This is a genomic window from Pseudomonas sp. UBA5568 (assembly GCF_002425525.1).
Classification (GTDB): Bacteria; Pseudomonadota; Gammaproteobacteria; order Pseudomonadales; family Pseudomonadaceae; genus Aquipseudomonas; species Aquipseudomonas fulva.
The window spans coordinates 71,258-85,487 of sequence record NZ_DIMK01000025.1 but is presented as its reverse complement, the minus strand read 5'-3'; the positions used below and the strand labels follow the sequence as shown (position 1 = coordinate 85,487).

The following is a 14,230-nucleotide window of genomic DNA, read 5'->3' as shown; positions in this document are numbered from 1 at the left end:
GCAGCCGCCACGGCTGGTGCTGGCGCCTCGACAGGCGCAGGCGTAGCAGCAGGGGCAGGTGCCTCGGCTGGTGCTGGCGCAGAGGATGGCGCTGGGGTTTCAGTCTGCTGAGGGGCTGGGGCCGTGGAGGCGGCAGGTGCAGCAGCCAGGTTCATCAAGCCCAGGTTGCTGGCATTGCCAGCGCCGCTGGCATACAGCGCGCCCTTGCCATCGACCGCCTTCCAGCTGACCTTGGCCGTGGAGCAGTCCTTGGCGAACACGAACGGCAACTTGTTCAGCAGGCCCGAGAGCATGTCCGGGTTGTCCCAGGCAGGCCGGGTGATGGTCAGCTCGACCTCGGGCTTGCACCAGGTCGCGGCCTCACCGGGCACTTCGACCTTGATATTGTCCTTCTTGGAAAACGCCAGTTCGTGGGCGAAAGCCTGCGGTACCAAACCGCAAGCACCGATCACGGCGAGCGCAAGGGCGTGCTTTTTCATGGAAGTTCTCAAATCAGTTCCCAGGTGCCATTGGCCTGTTTGCAGAAGGTGTTCTGTTCCTGTTCGGTCTTGCCTTCCTTGGACTTCAGGCTGACCGTCACGGGGCGGCAAGCCGCTTCGGCAGCGACGGTCTGGGTAGGCAGGCTTTGCAGCGTATCCAGGTCGAAGCCTTGGGTTTCGCTACTGGCCGCCACGTCCAGCTCATCCAGGTTCACCGCCGGGGTAACGCGCTTGGCCACGGCCTGGGCCTTGGGCTCGACGTAGTCCTTGTGCACGTAACCGACGGTCACGCCTTTGCGCCCTACCAGCACCCAGTCGCCGGTTGAACCGACGGCCGTGAATTCGGTGTGGTTCTTCAGGCTGCCGACTTTCTCGCCCTTGGCGTTGGGCGCCGCGCGCACATTGAGGTTGTCGCTGGTGGTCACGTAGGGTTCGTTGATCAGCTTCATCGACGGAACGGCCTGGATCTTCGGCGCGCGCTTGACCTCGACCTGCTTGGTCTTGGTGTACTCCTTGCCTGTCACGATCTGCGCGCTGGCGCCGGAGTGGTCGGACTTCCAGGTCACCGGCTGTGCACTGGCCGTGGCCTGTTGCTGGCTCAGCACTTCCTGGGTGCGCATGGCCAAGGCCTGCTGGTCTTTTTCATCGAGCATGTTGCCGATGCGGTTGCCCACGTAGGCACCGATGCCGCCTGCGATCAAAGCGGCCGCCAGCTTGCCGTTGCCGCTGCCCATGGTCGAACCGATGGCAACGCCCGCCAGGCCGCCGATCACGGTGCCGGCTTGTTCTTTGCTGATGCCAAGCTGGGCGCAGGCGGTGGTCGAGGCGATGGCGACGGCCAAGAGGGAGGCGATGAATTTCTTATGCACGTGGATCACTCCATTTTCCAGTGGACGCACAGCCGTAAACCGCAGCCTCTCGGGCAGCAGCGTGGGCGTGGGTGTGATGGGCTTGCAGGGGGGAGCCAGTGGAGGCCGCAGAAGGCGACGCCACGGGTGAGCGAACAGTGAGGGGTATGTGTAGCGAAGCGCAAAGCATCCAACGAATCCATGTCAGGAAGCACTCATCGCCCGGCGCACGTAGTCATTACGGCGTGTTGTCCAGGCATGAGAGGCGAACAGAGGCGGCATTGTAGCGCAGGTGGTGAATGGCAGATCAAGACAAAATGTTGCGGATGGCTGAGCGGCATGGGATCGCTTTGGATCGGTACTTTTGCTCTCGGAACTCAGATTAATCCCCTTCCTTGTAGGCCGTTTCCGAAACATACTGCCCCGCTGCTCAAACGGTTGCGATGGGGCAGGTCGCGTTCTAGTCTCGGCGGGTCGTTGCAGATCAACGACCGGCTTTGACAGGCCGACCCTTCTCCGCACACGTGCAACCCTCATGGCGGTGGTACGTGGGGCACCTTGTGTGCGCCGAGTCTCCGGAGTCCTCGGTCTGTCAACCCGCGTATCGCTGCCACCCACTTGTTTGACAGCAAGGCCGTAGCAGCCCGACTGACTCTGGAGCTACTTATGCGCAAGATGGTCCCTGACCCACCTCACCCTCCCCGCTCGCACCGGACGTTGATGCAGTTCATACCGGCGAATGGGGACTAAACAAATGCCAACCGATGACAAAAATGAACCCACCACCGTTGGCAGGACCCGTTTTCACCAGGGCGATGACAACACACACCCGCTGTTTCGCATCGAGCCTGGCATACCCTGCCAGGATGCCAGGGAGCAGGCATCCGAGTTGATGGGGTATGTATGCCACATGGTGATCAAGGGGCTGATGGAAAGCGACCAGAAATTGCTATGGGCTTCGCATTACCTAGGCGCGATGGCTAAGGCGCTGCTGGATGATGCGGAGCTCGGGTTAATGAACGAAGGGTCGTAGGGTTTTCCTTGTCAGCTTGCCCGAATAGCCGGCCGCCCTGTCGCTGCCCCTAGCTCACAGGGCGGTGTGGAAGCGATGAACTGTCACAATTATTCGGTTGACGCAGAAGTGCAAGGGAACATGATTCGGCATCAAATAGGCTGAATGTTTCGTGGAGGGCGGTATGAGGTACAGCAGCGCGCTTGACGTCCTCAAAGCCCATTGGGATTTCAAACTCCCAGTAGACGCCAAGGCTATTGCTCAGAAGATGGGTATCGAGGTACGTCCGGCAGAGCCAGGCGCCCGAGAAAGCGGGCACTATGTGTTCCGAGAGGGGGCCCCACTTATTACCTACAACCCGTCTGAAACCACAGTTCGTCAACGCTTCACCATTGCACATGAAATCGGCCATCACGTTAATGGCGATATTGACGCGCCAAGGGATACCGACCGTCAAATGAGCGCATCGGTACGCGACCCCAGGGAAGTTGCAGCCAACCGGTTTGCAGCGGCTCTTTTGATGCCGGCTGCCCTGGTCAAACACATGATTTTCGAAGAAAAAGTGACAGACTTGAAGCGGCTGGCTAATTCATTCGGCGTCTCCACGGCTGCCATGGATTACCGATTGAGGAACATAGGGATCCTGTGAAAACAAGGAAGTTCGTTTAGGGGCTCAAACCAAAATGGTTGCCCATGCAAAAGCTATCGACTTCAGTAAAGCGCCGGCACTGTGTTGAGTCACAAGCTCAGCATCAATTCAAAAGCATTACTCAGCCCTGAAAGTTATATGCGCAGTAAACATAAAACCCCTTGAAGACCTATCAAGTTTGCTCGTTATTACATGCATGACACATAAAGGACTATATTATGGACCACTCAATCAGACTCGCCAACTTAGCGGATATCGACACGATTTTTGATATTCGAACCAGCGTGCGCGAAAATCACTTATCCCGTGAGCAGCTAGCCGCAATGGGAATCAGCCACTTCACTATAAGGCAGGCAATGTTAGAGGCGCCCTGTGCTTGGGTTGCCGAGGTCAATGGTGTCCCTGTAGGTTTTTCTATGGTCGATGTCGAGGACGGCTGTGTATTTGCCGCTTTCGTCCTACCCGGATTTGAGGGAAACGGGCTGGGCCGCAGACTCATGGAGCAAGCAGAGACTTTCCTCTTTCAACATCACCATACGATCTGGTTAGAAACAGCCGAAGCGAGCCGTGCATGTGGCTTCTATCGACACCTCGGTTGGCAGCTTGTGAAGGACTTGACTGAGGGTGATGTTCGTTTTGAAAAGTCTCAAAACGGGTAACCAAGAAAGGTACTCCTAGATGCTCACACCTAGGTGAGCATCCGCTTGGTCACGCAAGAAGTGTTCCCCAGGCGGGTATGGGCCTTGCTTGTACACCTCACCTCGGAAGCATTACAAAAGCGCCTAACATCACCGCCAGCACCAGAGTGACAAAATACTATGAGACCGGGAAGCCCTAGGCCGGTTAGGGGCCTAAAGAACATTGTCCTAAAATGGCCTGCTGCGGTCTGGAGGGGTAAAGTTATTGCCCTAAAAATGCCTTAAATTGTTCGAGCACAATGGACCCCCCCCCGAAAACTCAACGTTTTCGGGGATTTCGTCTACTTCGCGCATGGCGGAGAGAGAGGTATTTGAACCCTAGGTACTGTTGGCAGTACAACGGATTTATAATCCGTTTTTAGCCGCAATTAAATTTACGAGAAACCTTAAAAGCCAATAAAATTAGCAGTTTCGACACAGGTCAACGCGACAGCATTCCACACTATTCGGGGGATGCATTCCCCCAAAATTCCCCCAGAATCCGTGATAGTCTCATGCCAGCGTTTGTCATCGCGCCAGCCCCAGCCGAGTGACTTATCTGGAGGCGAAGGCTCCTGTGAAGCCCTTACGGGCATGAATGTACGGTAGCGAATAAAATGGATGCAGCTGGTTTTGTAGGTGTGATCGGGGGTCTCGCAGGCATGGCGGCACTGGCCATTGAGGGCTATGGACTATGGAACAAACGTAAGCCACGCTTGAAAATTTTCGCCCCCTACTCTTTCACCGGGGATGCAGATAAAGAGAAAATGCTTTTCGTTTTGGTTAGGATCGCAAATACTTCCGAGCGAGCTGCACACCTCTATCTTGAGACAACTACAGCAGAAATACTATACAAAGGCCGCTGGTACCCAGTCGGAGTAGTAAGTTTCGCCAAAGACGTTAAACTAAATTTTGACCTACCAGAAAACATCCAGTATCACGCAGGCGTTAAAAGTTTTGAGTTTTCTACAAGTTCGATACTGCAGTTGTCACGCTAGATAAACCATACTCTAGGTATATGGCATTGAGAAGCCATAGCGCGGAAGCGATAAGCAATGCAGAAAAGGTCAGATTAATCCTTCACGACTGCAACTTGGAGAAGTATGTGATTGAGGCCGAAATACTCCAGAGCGAACCTGAGCACATCGGTAGGTAGTACGACTGGCAACCTAATGTAGCGGGGGCAAATATTTTCCGCGCGCTTTGGCAGTCACTCGGATCTGACAATATGAAACTTCTTGAAAAAGGGATTCAACAAGCAGGCGCAGGCGCTCCAACTCTGCGGCAGTCAAGCCGTCTGCTTATGCCTGGTGGTAAGCACGCATCGCCTTGATCGATTGCTTGATCAGGGATTCGCCTGCCTTGACGAGACCTATGAATGTGCGTTTCTCCACCGCGATGCTCCGCTTAGTTGATCAGGGCATTATAGGACGCCTCGCACAGCTGTCCTGCTATTCGGGCTTGGTCATAAGCCTTCGCCAGCTCTCCCGCTCGAGCTTCAGCCCGTGCGAGCAGGTCGGAGAGCACCATGGCGGCGCGGGTGGCTGCCTTGCCTCGGGCGACAGCGGCGGAATCCGTGCCGGGGCAACTGACGGCGGCGGCGAAGTTGGCGCCGTCGTCGCGCAACCGCTGGCCAGCAGCATCGGCGCCAGCAGCGCCAGCATTCGCAATTGATCTTTCCTCATGACCATGGCCTCTCGCCTCCTCCTGCGCCTGGGCGCGTTGATGTTCCTGCTGACGGGCGCTGCGCTCGCCGATCACCTCCGCAAGACGGTCGCCGCTATCGCGCTTGGCCGACACTTGGCCAGCCTGCGCCTGTTCTACACTCCGGCCGTGCTCGTAGGCGCCCCAATGGCTGGCCACCAAGACCACGGCAGCCGCCAAGCCTATCCAGGGGCTCATGCCAAGGCCCGCCTGATACCCTCATCGATCAACGCGGACGGATACGGGTTGGTGCCGTTCTCGTCCACTATGATGCCGACCACCAACCCGCGCAGGATCTGCGGCTTGGAGATGTCGATCGAGTCGCGCACGCCGACGTCCAGGCGCTTGGCGATGGCTTGGGCATAGCCATTGGTGTCGTTCTAGCTCGCCGGCGCCCACCGGTTGATGAACTCCAGCGGGGTGTCGATACCAAGCCGGCCAACGCCGGGCATCCCATCCTTGCCCCGGTAGTTGAGCAGCAGCTTGCCCAGAGCGCGGATGCCGTTTTCTGGATGGTCAGAGCGCGCAAAGCGAGGCTTGGCCACGCCCACCTCAAGACCCAGCTGCCTCTATCAGGCGTTGCGCGGGTTGTAATCGATGTTCCCTGGGTTGTTGTTGCGTACACCGCGGGGCGTAGTCGCCAGCGAAAATACCGCCGCCCAGGGGCTGGCCCACTGCGGGCAGGGCGGCGGGGTTGATCGAGCGACGCTTGTTCATGACAGCCTCCGGAAGTGGTCCGCCAATACCCGGCGCCTATCCAAGCCGCAGGCGGCGGACAGGTCGAGAACCTGCCCGAAGGTGGTTTCGCGCTGCTGCAGTGCTTCCCACAGCAGCAGGAGCAGGCCGGCCTGGCTCATGGCTGGTGCTCCTGCTGCTCTTGGACCTGGTTCGCCAGCACAACCGCGCCGAGCAGTGCCTCCTGGCGCTGCTACAAGTCTAGGTACTCTCGGATCGCCTTCACGATCAGCGAGTTCATGGAGCGATCGTCTGCGGCCTTGGCCACCTGGTCCCGCATCCCATCAGGAAGACGCACGACGAATTTGTCGAGATCGACTATTTCCGCCATATTAGCGGGACAATCCGGCCAGCTCTTTTATCGAGTCGAAACCTGCCTTGCCGCCAGCGAAACGCATTTGACGAGACAGTCCAGCGTGACAACCAGAACCTGAAGAGTCAGGCAGGAAGAAGGAATGAGCGAAAAAAACCGAGGTACTGACCGTCGAAGGCCTTGCCAAGCTGCTGGGGCGCGCTGAGACGTCGATCAGGGAGGGAATCCGCCGCGGTGTACCATTGCTACCCACAAGCTTCAAGATGGGCAACCGGCACTGCTAGCTGAAAGAGGACGTGCGCAAGTTCCTGCGCGGGTTTCGGGACGCTGAGCACCAGAAGTTGAAGCCCGGCAGGAAGCGCTTAGCGCCTCCTTCTCTGCGAGGGGTAGCTTGATTAAGCAGCCCCTGCAGCAGCCAACCGCTTTAAGTCGTTTATCAGCAGATTGAAACTACGCGACGTGTTTCTCTCGAAGTCTATGTGCGGAGATACAGTTCGAGCGCCGCCCACTTTCTGATAGCCTGGAATAAGTCGCGATAGCTCTTCAGAGGCGTTGGCCAGCAAATCTGGATTCCTAAACTTTCTATTGCCAGACATAGCAACCAAATTCGGCTTGTTGAATGCGGTAGCCAGCGCCTGCATATCTCCCAAGATCCAACTCTCTAGATGATGGACTGGAATGCGAACAAGCGTCTCTGGTCGTTCGGCGCACAATGCTCTCAATCGATTCTTGAGAACTAGAGGATCCTCCCCATCTTTATCTCTAATTACAATGAAGCAGCTATTTGGAACTTGCCAAGCTCGAATCTTTCTTGGAATTGATTTTTCCAAATCCTGCTTTCCCTCATGTACTAGATAAGTCACAGAAAAGTGATCAGGAACAATACGAGACATGAACCCCGCCAGAAAATGCTTCATTGAGGGCTCTTCCAGCATGAAGACCAAATTCATGAGGGATCAACCTCCGGAAAAGCTCCTTGCTTCCATAGTGTCCCCGGCAAGTCTCCTTCTCTAATCAGAGCAACCAGTTGCGGATCCTCACTGCCTCTACGGATTTCGGTGCGCCCATCTCGCTTCGATAGCCAATATATTTCCTCAAGGGCAATACGATTCAACAGATCAGGAGAATGGGTTGATACTATAACTTGCCCCCCACGCTCGGCATAAGCCCGGAATTCCTCAGCCAGTTCAATCATCAGAGTTGGATACAGCTGATTTTCTGGCTCTTCGATACATAATAGTGGATGCGGGGCAGGATCATGCAAAAGCAAAAGATAGGCGAACATCTTGATAGTCCCATCCGACACATAACGAGATATGAACGGGTCCTTGAAACTACCATCTTGGAATCGTAAAACAATTCTGCCGTCTTCCGTTTCTACGGCCTCTACCTCCTTTACACCGGGTACACGTTGCTTCATTTTCTCGAGAACCAGATCAAATCTATCCCTATGATTCTCGTACATAAACTGAGCAACAAGCGCTAGATTCTCACCGTTTGGAGAAAGATGTTCAGCATAACCCGCCTCTTGGGTGCGACGAGCATCGTGAATGTGAAAATCAGAAAGATGCCACTTTTCAATTAGCTGGCGGAAAGCGCTAGCTGCTTTGAACCTTTGAAATTGACCAAGACCCTTGATAGCTAAAATATCAGCGCTCTCGAGGGTCTGTTGCTCACGAGAAAGCTCTTCATCCGGCCGATCAAAGTCTTCTTCGTTCTCAATGGCGAATCCACTACCATACCTAAAATTGAGAAAGTTAAAGGGCGAGCCGTATGCTGCGCGCTTATACTTCAACCGCTCTTCCGCCACGACAGGCCTGCCGTCATCCAACTTGATAGATATACTGTATGTAACCAGCCTCTCTACTGTGGCAATTGGCATCCGGAACTGAAGCTCGATGAATATACCCTCTTCCTCACACCCTCGAGACACCACCTCTTTGTAACCACCACGGCGCTGGAGTGCTGCTCTAACGTTAGTATTCAGACAGTCTCTAAGGAAACCGAAAACGTCAAATAGCGTAGTTTTTCCACTGCCGTTTGCGCCTATGAACACTGCAAACTTCGGTAGATTTTTCAGCTCCACGTCATAGAGCGCTTTGAAACGCTTCACCTTGATGGTTTCAAGCTTCATTGGTTCTCCTTTACCGAGTATAGTGATTAGTGCCAGGGTTAATCCGTCGACTTTATCTCAACCGAGTTTTTCGGCCAAATCGTGTGGGCTGAGGTGTGTATAGCGTTTGAGCATCGCCAAGGTCTTGTGACCCGTGATACTGGCGACCTCCGTCATGGTGAAGCCGCGCTCGAAGAAACGACTGGTCGCCTCATGGCGTAGGTCGTGAAGGCGTAGGCCTTTAATCCCGGCAGCCTCGCAGGCCCTAGGAAAGTAGTTGCTGATCGTGTTGAGGGCAAGGGTGAAGTACCGGCCGCCACCGATCGGCGTGGGCAAGCCCTCCAGCAGGGCGATCGCCCGTGAGGACAATGGCACGGCGCGCCGCTCGCCGTTCTTGGTGTCTTCGAGATATGCCACTTTGCTGCGCACCTGGTCGCGGCGCATCATCAACAGCTCAGACCGGCGCATTGCCGTCTCCACGGCCAGCTCAATGAGCACAGGGAGCTGGGCATTCATCTGGCCGGCTGCTTTATACAGAGCAGTGAGCTCCGCCGGCGTAGGGCGCCGATCTCTTTCCTTGCTGCCCTTCGGCATACGGATCGCCCGGCATGGGTTGATCAACCCTTCGATACCCCATTCCTTCGTGGCCACCGTGTAGAGATGGCTGATCACCGCCAGGTTAAGGCGGACTGTTGCCGTCGACTTCCCCTCTTTCAGCTCCGCATCGCGGTAGGCAGCCATGTCGCTCGAGCGGATAGCAGTTAGGCCTTTACTGGCCAGCTTGTGCTCTTTCCACTTCTTGATGCGGACCTGCTCCTGCTTGGCGCCCTTCTTGCTGGAGGTGACCTCCGAGAGATAGCGGTCCAGGGCCTCGGCGAGCGTAGTGCTCTCGGCCTCACGCATGTCGACAAAGCGAGCGCGCGACATATCACCCTCGATCTCGGCGGCCCATCGCTGGGCTTTTGCCTTGGTGTCAAAGGTGGCGGAAAGGGTTGGATATCCTTTGCGGCGGATCTGGGCGCGCCAGGCGTCACCGCGCTTTTCGTAGTAGGCCATGGCGGAATGATAGCGAACGCTTAGGGGAATTACACGCTCCCCAATTCTTCCAAAATTCCCCCATACGAAAAAAGCCCCGAGGGCTATACAGCGCTCGGGGCCTTTAATATGGCGGAGAGATAGGGATTTGAACCCTAGGTACTGTTGCCAGTACAACGGATTTCGAATCCGTCCCGTTCGACCACTCCGGCATCTCTCCAATGCCGCGCATCATACCAGTGAATTCTGAAAACGCAAACCTTTATTTTCAAAAAAACCGCGTGGTATCAGGCGCTTGCGTGTGCGTGCGCCTTACAGCGGCACGCCCAGGCGCTTGGCAACTTCTTCGTAGGCTTCGATCACATCGCCCAGGCCCTGACGGAAGCGGTCCTTGTCCATCTTTTTGCGGGTTTCCTTGTCCCACAGGCGGCAGCCGTCGGGGCTGAACTCGTCGCCCAGCACGATCTGGCCGTGGAAGACGCCGAACTCCAGCTTGAAGTCGACCAGCAGCAGGCCGGCGTCGTCGAACAGCTTGGTCAGTACGTCATTGACCTTGAGCGACAGCTTCTTCATTTCGACCAGTTGCTCGGCGGTGCCCCAGCCGAAGGCGACAACGTGGGATTCGTTGATGAAGGGGTCGCCCTTCTCGTCGTTCTTCAGGAACAGCTCGAAGGTGGAAGGCTCCAGCTTGATGCCCTCCTCCACGCCCAGGCGCTTGACCAGGCTGCCGGCTGCGTAGTTACGCACGACGCATTCGACCGGAATCATGTCCAGCTTCTTGACCAGGCATTCGTTATCGCCCAGCAGTTTGTCGAACTGGGTCGGCACGCCAGCTTCTTCGAGCTTCTGCATGATGAAGGCGTTGAACTTGTTGTTCACCGTGCCCTTGCGGTCCAGCTGCTCGATGCGCTTGCCGTCGAAGGCCGACGTGTCGTTGCGAAACAGCAGGATCAAGCGGTCGGCGTCATCGGTCTTGTAAACCGATTTGGCCTTGCCGCGGTAGAGTTCGTCGCGTTTTTCCATGATTGGGCTCCGCTTGCGTGAGGGGTGGGCTAGGCGATGGCGCGCCAGTCGAGCCCGTGTTCCTGATTTGCCACCTCAAGCCAGTCAGGGTCGCACCCAAGGGTGTCGACGAAGCACTGGCGGGCCAGGTGTGGCAGGTTGTTCTTGCTGCTGAGGTGGGCCAGCACCAGGTGCTGCAGGGTATTCCAGCCCAGCTCATGTACCAGGCTCGCGGCCTGGTGGTTGTTCAAATGCCCGCGCATGCCGCCGACCCGCTGCTTGAGAAAGTAGGGGTAGTGACCACGCGCCAGCATGTCGCGGCAATGGTTGGCTTCGATCAACAGCGCATCCAGGTCGCGATAGCCGTCCAGCAGCCGCGCGTCGTACGAGCCCAGGTCCGTCAGCATGCCGAAACGGCGTGTACCGTCGCTGACCACGTACTGCAACGGTTCGTGGGCATCGTGCTCAACGCGCGATGCCGTAACCTCCAGGCTGCCGACGCTCAGGCGCTGGCCGCACGCCAGGAAACCGGCCACTTCCACCGGCTTGCGCAGCCCGCGCAAGGTGCCTTGGCTCAGGTAGACCGGTACATTGTAGCGCCGTGACAGCAGACCAACCCCATGCACGTGGTCGGCATGTTCGTGGGTGACCAGCACGGCGCTCAGCTGAGCGGCCGACACACCGAGCAGCGCCAGGCGCCGCTCGGTCTCGCGCAAAGAAAAGCCGCAATCGACCAGGATGTAGGTATCACCACTGGCGATCAGCGTGCCGTTTCCCTGGCTACCGCTTCCAAGTACGGCGAAGCGCACTTAACCCAGGTGGTCCTGAATGGCGCTCAGCACACGGCGAGCGACATCGGCCGGAGCCACGGTGTTGATGTTCTTCTCGACCGTGACCTGCACGTTCTCACCCACTTTGCTCAGGCGTACCTGATAGCGCTCGGCACGGGCTTCGCGCTCTTCCTTGGTGGGCTCGCTGCCGAACACACGACCGAAGAAGCCAGGCTTGTTCTCCTTGTCTTCGGGTTTTTCGGACAGGTTGATGTAGTACAGGCCCAGGCTGCGGTTGATGTCTTCTACCCGCCACTGGCCACCCTGCTCCAGGGCACGACCCACGCTGGACCAGGCGCGATCCAGGTCGGCGCCCACGTTCAGGACCGGGTTGCCACTGCCGTCTTCGCTCAGGCTGACGCGGTTGGGCACATCGAAATCACGTTCGGCCAGCAGCGACACCGAACCGCCCTTCTCGGCGCTGCGGTTCATGCTGGCGAGCAACTCGTCGACCAGCAGGGCGTCGGCGCCGGTGTTGGTGGAGCTGGACGGGAAGTCGGGTTCGGCGCTGCTACCAGCCGGGCGCTCGACGGTGACCACGTACACCTCGGAGGTGTTGCGCTGCACGCCGGGCTCCATGCGCACACGCACGCGCACTTCGCTGTCGTTGCTGCTGGCCGTGCTGGCCAGGCGCTGACCAAGGGAGGCCGAGAGTTCGTCGAAACGCTGCCAGGTGGTGCTGAATTCGCCCGTTTGCGGGCGCTCTTGAGCAATACGGAAGCCGTTGTCCTCGAAGAACTGACGCGCCACCGGCCAGACTTCGGCCGGGGCGTGCTGGGCCAGCACCCAACGGCTGCTGCCGCTGCGCTGCAAGCTGTAGTCGTTGGCCTGGCCCGCACCGCCGGTCAGCGGCTGCGGACGCGGCACTTCGTACTCACCGCTGACATTGTCGTCGGCAACGTTGCGCGGGATGGGCAGCAGGGGGTCGAGGCGCTTGACGCCGCTGACGTCCGAGGGCAGCTGCATGGGCGCGGTCGAGTGCGCCTGCAGGTAATCGCTGCCGCGGTCGCGGAAATAACCATCCTCGCCCCACAGCCAGCCGCACCCACTGGTGCTGGAGATGATCAGGGCAAGGGCAGAAAGGCCAGCCAGTCGCTTCATGCAGGGTACTTCCTCTTAAACCAGTACGCCGGACTGGCGCAGGGCAGTACGGACTTTGTCGTGGCAGCCTTCGCTGAGCCAGGTCAGTGGCAGGCGAATGCCTTTTTTCATCAGGCCCATCTCGACCAGCGCCCATTTGACGGGGATCGGGTTGGACTCGCAGAACAGGTCTTTGTGCAGGGGCATGAGCGTGTCGTTGATTGCGCGGGCCTTCTCGGCATTGCCCTCAAGGGCGGCCTCGCACAGGTCGGCCATTTGCCGCGGGGCGACGTTGGCCGTGACCGAAATGTTGCCCTTGCCGCCCATCAGGATCAGCTCGACGGCGGTTGGATCGTCACCGGACAGCACGATGAAGTCGCTGGAAACGCCCTCGATGATGGCCTTGGCGCGGGCCATGTCACCGGTGGCTTCCTTGATGCCGATGATGTTGGGCACCGTCGAGAGGCGGATTACGGTTTCGGCCTGCATGTCGCAGGAGGTGCGGCCTGGCACGTTGTACAGGATCTGCGGGATGTCGACCGATTCGGCAACGTGCTTGAAGTGCTGGTACAGGCCTTCCTGGGTCGGCTTGTTGTAGTACGGCACGACCAGCAGGCAGGCATCGGCGCCGGCATTCTTGGCGTTCTGGGTCAGGTGCACGGCTTCGGCAGTGGAGTTGGCACCGGTGCCGGCGATGACCGGGATCGGGGTTTTGCTGCGCTTGACGCGCTCGACCACGTGCTTGATGACCAGGATGTGCTCTTCGACATCCAGCGTGGCGGACTCACCGGTGGTGCCGACGGCGACGATGGCGTGGGTGCCGTTTTCCAGGTGGAAGTCTACAAGTTTGTCGAGGCTGCCCCAGTCAACACGCCCTTGTGCATCCATGGGAGTGACCAGTGCCACCATACTGCCCGCAATCATGTATCTGCTCCTGCCGGAAAAAGAGAGCGGTAATGGTACTGGGGGCATCGGCCTTGCACAAGCGAAGCAGGCGGGCGGAGCATTCCCCTCGGCGCCTTATTTCGCTACCCTTGATGCTTTGATCGGTGCAGCACGGCCCGCCGGGCCGTAGACCCTGCTCCCCGCCAGCGCCCCGCCCTCGCCTGCGAGTGCCGAGCGCTGCCTACAGGAGGCTTTCGCCCGTCCTGCACCGACCGCTCATCGCTTTAGGAATGCTGCATGTCCACCCCCACTGTCCGCGAACAATTCCTCGTCATCAGCGCCTTGGGGCCCAACCCCATGGAGCTGGCCAATGTACTGAGCCGCGCAGCCTTCGAAAACCGCTGCGCGGTGGTTACCTCTCGCTTGAGCCGCCATGGCGAGACCAGCGCACTGGTCTTGCAGGTCGGCGGCAGCTGGGATGCCCTGGCGCGCCTTGAGGCCATGCTGCCTGGCCTTGGCAAGAAGCATGGCCTGACCCTGGACGTGGTGCGCAGCGCCGACCAGGAAGTGCGCCCGCAGGCCCTGCCCTACGTGGCCTATGTCAGCGCCGCCTACCGCCCAGACATCATCAATGAGCTGTGCCAGTTCTTCCTCGATCACCGTGTCGAGCTTGAAGCCATGACCTGCGACACCTACCTGGCACCGCAGACCGGCAGCAGCATGCTCAACGCTCAGTTCACGGTGATCCTGCCGGCCGGCACCCAGATCAGTTGGCTGCGCGACCAGTTCCTGGACTTTGCCGACGCGCTGAACCTGGACGCCCTGATCGAACCCTGGCGCCCACAAAACCCTGTCTGAGGAGGTTCCC

The 14,230-nt window shown here is 58.2% G+C and carries 16 protein-coding genes, 1 tRNA gene and 3 pseudogenes; 5 read left to right on the top strand and 15 right to left on the bottom strand.

The window, feature by feature from the left end; translation table 11 throughout:
* Both B2S33_RS08350 and B2S33_RS08345 read right to left on the bottom strand, forming a co-directional pair.
* A pseudogene (locus tag B2S33_RS08350) lies at positions 1 to 479 on the bottom strand (hypothetical protein); the annotation flags it as partial.
* 8 nt (positions 480 to 487) lie between these two features.
* Positions 488 to 1,348: an SH3 domain-containing protein gene (locus tag B2S33_RS08345; RefSeq protein WP_059184108.1), complete on the bottom strand. Its 861-nt coding sequence runs from the start codon at positions 1,346 to 1,348 to the stop codon at positions 488 to 490.
* Between the two features lie 733 nt (positions 1,349 to 2,081).
* Between B2S33_RS08345 and B2S33_RS08340 the strand changes: the two genes are divergently transcribed.
* From B2S33_RS08340 to B2S33_RS08325, 4 genes are all read left to right on the top strand, one after another.
* Positions 2,082 to 2,360 (top strand): DUF3077 domain-containing protein, encoded by a 279-nt coding sequence (locus B2S33_RS08340; RefSeq protein ID WP_027914238.1) that lies wholly within the window; start codon positions 2,082 to 2,084, stop codon positions 2,358 to 2,360.
* Positions 2,361 to 2,523: 163 nt separating this feature from the next.
* Positions 2,524 to 2,988 carry an ImmA/IrrE family metallo-endopeptidase gene (locus B2S33_RS08335; RefSeq protein WP_288650144.1) on the top strand — a complete coding sequence of 155 codons (465 nt, stop codon included), beginning with the start codon at positions 2,524 to 2,526 and terminating at the stop codon, positions 2,986 to 2,988.
* 218 nt (positions 2,989 to 3,206) lie between these two features.
* Complete coding sequence (locus tag B2S33_RS08330) at positions 3,207 to 3,647, top strand: GNAT family N-acetyltransferase (protein ID WP_288650143.1); 441 nt, start codon at positions 3,207 to 3,209, stop codon at positions 3,645 to 3,647.
* 635 nt (positions 3,648 to 4,282) lie between these two features.
* The gene (locus B2S33_RS08325; protein ID WP_288650142.1) at positions 4,283 to 4,663 is read left to right on the top strand and encodes a hypothetical protein; all 381 of its coding nucleotides are present in this window, start codon (positions 4,283 to 4,285) and stop codon (positions 4,661 to 4,663) included.
* A 171-nt stretch (positions 4,664 to 4,834) separates the two neighbouring features.
* On the opposite strand, the pseudogene B2S33_RS08320 reads toward B2S33_RS08325, so the two are convergent.
* From B2S33_RS08320 to dapA, 13 genes and pseudogenes are all read right to left on the bottom strand, one after another.
* Positions 4,835 to 5,059, bottom strand: a pseudogene (locus B2S33_RS08320) (hypothetical protein).
* A 13-nt stretch (positions 5,060 to 5,072) separates the two neighbouring features.
* Positions 5,073 to 5,567 carry a DUF2514 domain-containing protein gene (locus tag B2S33_RS08315; RefSeq protein ID WP_288650141.1) on the bottom strand — a complete coding sequence of 165 codons (495 nt, stop codon included), beginning with the start codon at positions 5,565 to 5,567 and terminating at the stop codon, positions 5,073 to 5,075.
* Positions 5,564 to 6,013 (bottom strand): annotated as a pseudogene (locus tag B2S33_RS08310) (structural protein P5). The gene B2S33_RS08315 and the pseudogene B2S33_RS08310 overlap by 4 nt, the downstream one beginning before the upstream one ends.
* Before the next feature lie 69 nt (positions 6,014 to 6,082).
* Positions 6,083 to 6,226 (bottom strand): hypothetical protein, encoded by a 144-nt coding sequence (locus B2S33_RS08305; protein ID WP_288650140.1) that lies wholly within the window; start codon positions 6,224 to 6,226, stop codon positions 6,083 to 6,085.
* A 71-nt stretch (positions 6,227 to 6,297) separates the two neighbouring features.
* Complete coding sequence (locus tag B2S33_RS08300; RefSeq protein WP_288650145.1) at positions 6,298 to 6,384, bottom strand: hypothetical protein; 87 nt, start codon at positions 6,382 to 6,384, stop codon at positions 6,298 to 6,300.
* A gap of 428 nt (positions 6,385 to 6,812) precedes the next feature.
* A complete protein-coding gene (locus tag B2S33_RS08295) occupies positions 6,813 to 7,367 on the bottom strand; it encodes a DUF4276 family protein (protein WP_288650138.1) in 555 nt (184 codons plus the stop codon).
* Positions 7,364 to 8,551, bottom strand: coding sequence for an AAA family ATPase (locus tag B2S33_RS08290; RefSeq protein ID WP_288650137.1), 1,188 nt, complete (start codon positions 8,549 to 8,551; stop codon positions 7,364 to 7,366). The genes B2S33_RS08295 and B2S33_RS08290 overlap by 4 nt, the downstream gene beginning before the upstream one ends.
* Before the next feature lie 57 nt (positions 8,552 to 8,608).
* The gene (locus tag B2S33_RS08285; RefSeq protein WP_288650136.1) at positions 8,609 to 9,586 is read right to left on the bottom strand and encodes an integrase; all 978 of its coding nucleotides are present in this window, start codon (positions 9,584 to 9,586) and stop codon (positions 8,609 to 8,611) included.
* 109 nt (positions 9,587 to 9,695) lie between these two features.
* Positions 9,696 to 9,785: transfer RNA gene (locus B2S33_RS08280), tRNA-Ser, on the bottom strand.
* A gap of 92 nt (positions 9,786 to 9,877) precedes the next feature.
* Complete coding sequence (gene purC / locus B2S33_RS08275; protein WP_023536328.1) at positions 9,878 to 10,588, bottom strand: phosphoribosylaminoimidazolesuccinocarboxamide synthase; 711 nt, start codon at positions 10,586 to 10,588, stop codon at positions 9,878 to 9,880.
* Between the two features lie 29 nt (positions 10,589 to 10,617).
* A complete protein-coding gene (locus tag B2S33_RS08270; RefSeq protein ID WP_027914235.1) occupies positions 10,618 to 11,376 on the bottom strand; it encodes an MBL fold metallo-hydrolase in 759 nt (252 codons plus the stop codon).
* On the bottom strand, positions 11,377 to 12,498 hold the full coding sequence (gene bamC / locus B2S33_RS08265) for an outer membrane protein assembly factor BamC (RefSeq protein ID WP_027914234.1): 1,122 nt from the start codon (positions 12,496 to 12,498) through the stop codon (positions 11,377 to 11,379).
* Between the two features lie 15 nt (positions 12,499 to 12,513).
* Positions 12,514 to 13,401 (bottom strand): 4-hydroxy-tetrahydrodipicolinate synthase, encoded by an 888-nt coding sequence (gene dapA / locus B2S33_RS08260; RefSeq protein ID WP_027914233.1) that lies wholly within the window; start codon positions 13,399 to 13,401, stop codon positions 12,514 to 12,516.
* 258 nt (positions 13,402 to 13,659) lie between these two features.
* Between dapA and B2S33_RS08255 the strand changes: the two genes are divergently transcribed.
* Positions 13,660 to 14,220, top strand: a complete 561-nt coding sequence (locus B2S33_RS08255; protein ID WP_023536329.1) for a glycine cleavage system protein R — start codon at positions 13,660 to 13,662, stop codon at positions 14,218 to 14,220.
* Positions 14,221 to 14,230: the final 10 nt, after the last annotated feature.

Coding starts and splice junctions, on each gene's coding strand:
- bamC (WP_027914234.1), bottom strand. CDS start 12,498: ATGAAGCGACTGGCTGGCCTTTCTGCCCTTGCCCTGATCATCTCCAGC.
- B2S33_RS08300 (WP_288650145.1), bottom strand. CDS start 6,384: ATGCGGGACCAGGTGGCCAAGGCCGCAGACGATCGCTCCATGAACTCG.
- B2S33_RS08295 (WP_288650138.1), bottom strand. CDS start 7,367: ATGAATTTGGTCTTCATGCTGGAAGAGCCCTCAATGAAGCATTTTCTG.
- dapA (WP_027914233.1), bottom strand. CDS start 13,401: ATGATTGCGGGCAGTATGGTGGCACTGGTCACTCCCATGGATGCACAA.
- purC (WP_023536328.1), bottom strand. CDS start 10,588: ATGGAAAAACGCGACGAACTCTACCGCGGCAAGGCCAAATCGGTTTAC.
- B2S33_RS08255 (WP_023536329.1), top strand. CDS start 13,660: ATGTCCACCCCCACTGTCCGCGAACAATTCCTCGTCATCAGCGCCTTG.
- B2S33_RS08315 (WP_288650141.1), bottom strand. CDS start 5,567: ATGAGCCCCTGGATAGGCTTGGCGGCTGCCGTGGTCTTGGTGGCCAGC.
- B2S33_RS08335 (WP_288650144.1), top strand. CDS start 2,524: ATGAGGTACAGCAGCGCGCTTGACGTCCTCAAAGCCCATTGGGATTTC.
- B2S33_RS08325 (WP_288650142.1), top strand. CDS start 4,283: ATGGATGCAGCTGGTTTTGTAGGTGTGATCGGGGGTCTCGCAGGCATG.
- B2S33_RS08305 (WP_288650140.1), bottom strand. CDS start 6,226: ATGAGCCAGGCCGGCCTGCTCCTGCTGCTGTGGGAAGCACTGCAGCAG.
- B2S33_RS08340 (WP_027914238.1), top strand. CDS start 2,082: ATGCCAACCGATGACAAAAATGAACCCACCACCGTTGGCAGGACCCGT.
- B2S33_RS08285 (WP_288650136.1), bottom strand. CDS start 9,586: ATGGCCTACTACGAAAAGCGCGGTGACGCCTGGCGCGCCCAGATCCGC.
- B2S33_RS08330 (WP_288650143.1), top strand. CDS start 3,207: ATGGACCACTCAATCAGACTCGCCAACTTAGCGGATATCGACACGATT.
- B2S33_RS08290 (WP_288650137.1), bottom strand. CDS start 8,551: ATGAAGCTTGAAACCATCAAGGTGAAGCGTTTCAAAGCGCTCTATGAC.